Source organism: Bartonella sp. CE47NXGY (assembly GCF_042195415.1).
Classification (GTDB): Bacteria; Pseudomonadota; Alphaproteobacteria; order Rhizobiales; family Rhizobiaceae; genus Bartonella.
This window is the reverse complement of sequence record NZ_JBHIOI010000058.1, coordinates 1-4,787: the sequence shown is the minus strand read 5'-3', so window position 1 is coordinate 4,787 and position 4,787 is coordinate 1. Positions and strand designations below refer to the sequence as shown.

Here is a 4,787-nt window from a genome sequence, read left to right as displayed (position 1 = left end):
GGGCGTGGTTTTGGGGGCGGAGGTGCTGGCTCTCATGGAGATTCCTCTCCAAGCGGCGCTGGAGCTGATGGCGCTGTCCTCATAAGATTATGGAAAGAATGAATGGTTTATGCAGGTATAAAAAACAATGATAGTTTCTAAACGGACACTTATTGTCTGATGGCTTATAAACTGTATAGTTTCTTCTTATAAAGTCCCCTTTAAAGCCCTTTTTTACTGACAGTGTCAGGCTTATGAGAGAGTGTAGATGATTGTTATGGTCTCTTCATTAATTTGGAGAGCAAAATGACAATAGAATTTAAACTTCGTATTCACTTTATTAAGAATGGCAAGGGATCTAAGTTTTTAGCAATATTTGATCAGACAGCCGTTGGTATGTTTGTAAAATCCTTGATGTTAACGTGCAAATTTATCCCCTCCATGCACCTATTCTTCTCTTTACGCATGAGGTGGAGAAACAGGATAGTGTTCTGTTTCATAAGCTTCAATTAACAAAACAAGAGTTTTCATTCTATCAAATTCTGGAGTATTAACTTCTGGCTGCTTATCAAACATTGCAGACACAATCTCTAAAGCTTCTTGATAATCTCTCTCTGTACGAATTGGTTTGATATTCATTTCTTAAATTCTTGTAGTTCCACAGTGTTGGCATCAATCATATTAAATTGTAACATTTTTGTTGACAATTGTCACTTAATACATTACATCTTACTTAAAATAAAGTTGTTGAGTTTGCTATGATCAAAACATTTAAAAATAAAGACCTCCAATCTCTCTGGGAAACAGGAAAAAGTAAGATTGATAGCAGGCTTCAACAGCGTATTATTCGCCGTCTTGATGCCCTTGACGCTGCTTCTCAAGTTAGTGATATCAATGTACCAGGTTATAATTTTCATATGCTTAAAGGCTTTACTCCAACTCGCTACACAATTCATATCAATGGTCCTTGGTGTATCACTTTTGAATTTAAAGACAGACACGTTTACCATGTTGATCTAGAGCAATACCACTGAAGGTTTTAAGATTTGTAAAGGAAACTATCCATGACCACACGTAATCCTAATCGTTGTCCTTCTCATCCAGGAGAAATTTTAGCTGAATCCTTAGAACATTTAAATGCAAGCAAAACCGAAATTGCTAGGATTCTTCAAATATCACGCCAGCACTTGCACGGTATCCTTAAAGGAGAACGTCCAGTCACAGCCGTAACAGCAGCTCGCATTGGTAAATTGTTAGGAAATGGACCAGCCCTTTGGCTACAGCTTCAAGCCAATTATGATACATGGCATGCCTTGAGGGACATTGATGTCTCTTCTATTCCAACACTAACAGCTAGCGAAATGAATACGCAAATGGAACATAGCCATTCGTAACCTTCTCCCCGCCCTTAAAGACGAGGAGATAAGTCATGTTTTTGAACTTAAGCAACCTTTTTAATAGGGTTCTCGAAATCTGGTTCATAAGCGCGCAATAAAGGATCCATGCTATGCGGCAGTTCTGAATCACCAAAATCTGTTAGAACTATTAAGATTTTAAGTATACTTGGCATCTCATCTTGAAGTTTTAAAATTAAAGCTTTTTCTATGACACTCATAGTATCAACCAGAGCTGTACAATCTTTATCATTCATATTTTCATGTCTAGAAAATTGAGATAATGCCAACCACAAATCGCATAAGAAATTGGTATCTATCTTCATTGCACACCTCCATGGATTTGCTCTCTTAAACATGCCAATCCTCTGGAGGTGATTTTCGTTGAAGGGAGCACCTTTTCTGTACCATCTGGTCTTTGAATGGTGATAGCAGGGCAGTCCATAAAGCCTTTCTTGATTTTATCCTGATAAGGTAACAGAGGCGCCCCCGGAGCACGTCGATAGACCCAATCATGTTTACGCAAGTAATCCGTTAAATCTTTTGGTCGTACTTCTAACATCTTCGCGGCTTCGATAAGACCAAACAGACCATCAGAGCGTTTTAAGCCTTCTAAAGCTTCTGCTTTAGGCTTGAGTGTACTCACCTCATTTCTTAAGTCTTCTAATTGATTGATACTCTCTAAAAGGAGCTGTTTAATCGTAAGAGGATTTTCCAATGCATTGGCAAGATCTATTCGTGGTGTTGCTACTTGTTTTGCACGTTTTTCACATTCTATAAAATATAAACGAGCTTCTCTACCTTTCTTATTGTTCTCCACCATAGAAAGTTCTTTGGCTACACTTAAAGTGAGAGCATAATCTTTAGAGGGACGACCACCTTGGAGGTTTTTCCCAAAATTGGGAAAAACTATATAATCTCTGTTTTCGACAAAATCATATTTGTTGATGCGTTCAGTAATCCAGTCTGCAAACTTTTTACCTACTCCTAAAAACGCATGTAGATCACGTGCATTTACTGTCTGAATCGCATCGCCATCAATGACTTGTTCTGTAATTTCTATAAGAGTGTTCATGTGAACTCCTAGTTGTTAGATGTTTTTCATTGACACTCTAAAGAGAGTGCCGGGCGCTGAAAAACACGGCAACTAGCCCGTCGTTATGCCTTTCCCATAAAGGGTATTGTATAGCGTAACCACACCCGACAATGCCATTATATGCGTGTAACATACAATGAGTCAAAACTTTTAGTTGGCGGAGAAGAGATTGTTTCGGCAATCCATCCGCTAGTTGCTTTAAGGTGTTTTTCAAGCACCTGATTCGAAAATACACATTGCATAAATAATGTCAAGCTATTTTCGATAATTTTTTATCATCATGCCGGTCTAACAAATACAGCAATCACCCCCCTCATTTTTTTCCCATTCATTTCATTAGCCAACCATTTAAAGGAGTATAAAATGGCAACAGGTTTTCTACACGGTGTTGAAGTCGTTGAAGTTGACGACGGCACCCGACCCCTTCGCGCGGTACAATCGGCAGTTATCGGGATTGTTGGCACAGCACCCGATGCCGATGAACAAGCCTTCCCTCTCAACACACCCGTTTTGGTAGCAGGCTCTCTTTCACAAGCTGCAAAACTGGATAAAACGGGGAAGCGTCAAGGGACCTTACCCAATGCCCTTGATCTTATTTTCAAGCAAGTGGGGGCTATTGTCGTTGTCGTACGCGTGAACGAGGGTGACAACGAAAATGCGACTCTCACCAATATTCTAGGGGGTGTAAACGCAAATGGTGCTTATGAAGGTGTTCATGCTTTCATTGGAGCACAATCCATTGTAGGACAAACACCACGCATTCTGATTGCTCCAGGCTTTACACATCAGCGCCCTTCCAGTGTAAATATTGAAGAGAATGGAACGGGTGCAACTGCCAACCCCGTAGCAGCAGAATTGATTGGCATTGCCGAGCGTTTGCGCGCCATTGTGGTGCTTGATGCACCCAACACAACAGATGAAGCCGCTCTTAGCACAGCAAAGGATTTTGATTCAAAACGCGTCATTCTTATTGATCCATTTGTAAAGGTGAATCGTGATGGAAAAACTATAGAACAGCCGGCAAGTGCAGCGGTTGCTGGTGTCATTGCCAAAACTGATTTTACACACGGTTTTTGGCATTCTCCTTCCAATAAAGTGATTAATGGCATTGTGGGAACTGCGCGCCCTATTGATTTTTCCATTGGTGATCGATCAAGCCGCGCCAACCTTCTCAATGAACAAAACATCACAACCATTATTCGGGAAAACGGCTATCGCCTCTGGGGTAATCGCACCCTTTCAAGTGATACAAAATTTGCTTTCTTATCGGTAGTACGCACCGCAGATATGATCAATGATGCCATTTTGCGCGGGCATCTATGGGCTGTCGACCGCAATATCAAAAAAACCTACATGAATGATGTCAGTGAAAGCGTCAATGCCTATTTGCGTGATTTGAAAGCACAAGGCGCCATTCTTGGTGGGCGCTGTACGCCTGATCTAGAGCTTAATACAGCAAGCGCTATTGAAAGCGGTAGAGTCTATTTCAATGTCGAATTCACCCCCACAACACCCGCAGAACATATCACGTTCCGTTCACGCATTGTGAATGATTATTTAGAGGAGATTTTTTAATGGCTATCCCCGTTTTACCAAGAGTTTTGAAATATTTTAACATTTTTGTCGACGGTATTCCCTATCAAGCAAAATGTGAAAGCGTAACATTACCGAATTTGAACTTGGTCGTTGAAAGTTATCGCGGCGGTGGCATGGATAGCTCCATTGAAGTTGACCTTGGTCTTGAAACCCTCACGCTTAGCATGACCATTTCTGATTGCTCTCCAGAGTTAATGGCACTCTTAGGGCGCACTGATGTCGACATTTCATTACGAAGTTCAATGCAAGCGCAAGGCACACCAGCAGAAGGTGTTGTCATTACCATGAGAGGACTATGCAAAGGCTTTGAAATGGCAGAATGGCAACCAGGCAGCAAAGCAACATCCACAACTACCTTCACATTGCAATATTTCAAATATGTCCAGAAGGACGTTGAAATCGTTGAGATAGACGTCCTCAACTTGGTGAGAAAATTCAATGGCGTCAATCAACTCGCAGACCATAGAGAAAATATAGGATTATAAAATGACCGTACAAACAAGCATTACACATAAATTATTGATACCTGTTACTTTTGAAGGAAAAGAGCACACCGAAATTACTTTACAGCGCCCCAAAACAAAAGATGTGCAAGCAATCGACAAAAAAGAAGGCATAGAGCAAACAATTGCTATGATCGCACGCCTTTCTGGATGGGCACATGAAGCGGTTGGAGAACTCGATATTAATGACTTGTCGAGCATTGGAGAGATTTTGGAGTC

The 4,787-nt window shown here is 41.0% G+C and carries 8 protein-coding genes; 5 read left to right on the top strand and 3 right to left on the bottom strand.

Going from position 1 to position 4,787, the window contains the following annotated elements; translation table 11 throughout:
• Positions 1–438: 438 nt before the first annotated feature.
• The gene (locus ACFIL3_RS09025) at positions 439–618 is read right to left on the bottom strand and encodes a hypothetical protein (protein WP_375627011.1); all 180 of its coding nucleotides are present in this window, start codon (positions 616–618) and stop codon (positions 439–441) included.
• Between the two features lie 119 nt (positions 619–737).
• Here ACFIL3_RS09025 and ACFIL3_RS09020 point away from each other — a divergent pair, with 119 nt between their 5' ends.
• A complete protein-coding gene (locus ACFIL3_RS09020) occupies positions 738–1,013 on the top strand; it encodes a type II toxin-antitoxin system RelE/ParE family toxin (protein ID WP_273791641.1) in 276 nt (91 codons plus the stop codon).
• Positions 1,014–1,043: 30 nt separating this feature from the next.
• On the top strand, positions 1,044–1,373 hold the full coding sequence (locus ACFIL3_RS09015; protein ID WP_375627782.1) for a HigA family addiction module antitoxin: 330 nt from the start codon (positions 1,044–1,046) through the stop codon (positions 1,371–1,373).
• Positions 1,374–1,420: 47 nt separating this feature from the next.
• On the opposite strand, the gene ACFIL3_RS09010 is transcribed toward ACFIL3_RS09015, so the two are convergent.
• Positions 1,421–1,699 (bottom strand): hypothetical protein, encoded by a 279-nt coding sequence (locus ACFIL3_RS09010; RefSeq protein WP_375627783.1) that lies wholly within the window; start codon positions 1,697–1,699, stop codon positions 1,421–1,423.
• On the bottom strand, positions 1,696–2,448 hold the full coding sequence (locus ACFIL3_RS09005; RefSeq protein WP_375654143.1) for an antA/AntB antirepressor family protein: 753 nt from the start codon (positions 2,446–2,448) through the stop codon (positions 1,696–1,698). Before ACFIL3_RS09005 ends, ACFIL3_RS09010 begins: the two co-directional genes overlap by 4 nt.
• A 384-nt stretch (positions 2,449–2,832) precedes the next feature.
• Here ACFIL3_RS09005 and ACFIL3_RS09000 point away from each other — a divergent pair, with 384 nt between their 5' ends.
• The 3 genes from ACFIL3_RS09000 to ACFIL3_RS08990 all read left to right on the top strand — a co-directional run.
• Positions 2,833–4,044 (top strand): phage tail sheath subtilisin-like domain-containing protein, encoded by a 1,212-nt coding sequence (locus tag ACFIL3_RS09000; protein WP_375682108.1) that lies wholly within the window; start codon positions 2,833–2,835, stop codon positions 4,042–4,044.
• Positions 4,044–4,550, top strand: coding sequence for a phage major tail tube protein (locus tag ACFIL3_RS08995; protein WP_375659760.1), 507 nt, complete (start codon positions 4,044–4,046; stop codon positions 4,548–4,550). Before ACFIL3_RS09000 ends, ACFIL3_RS08995 begins: the two co-directional genes overlap by 1 nt.
• Before the next feature lies 1 nt (position 4,551).
• Positions 4,552–4,787 (top strand): phage tail assembly protein (locus ACFIL3_RS08990; protein ID WP_375682107.1); only part of this gene is annotated, 236 nt, incomplete at its 3' end.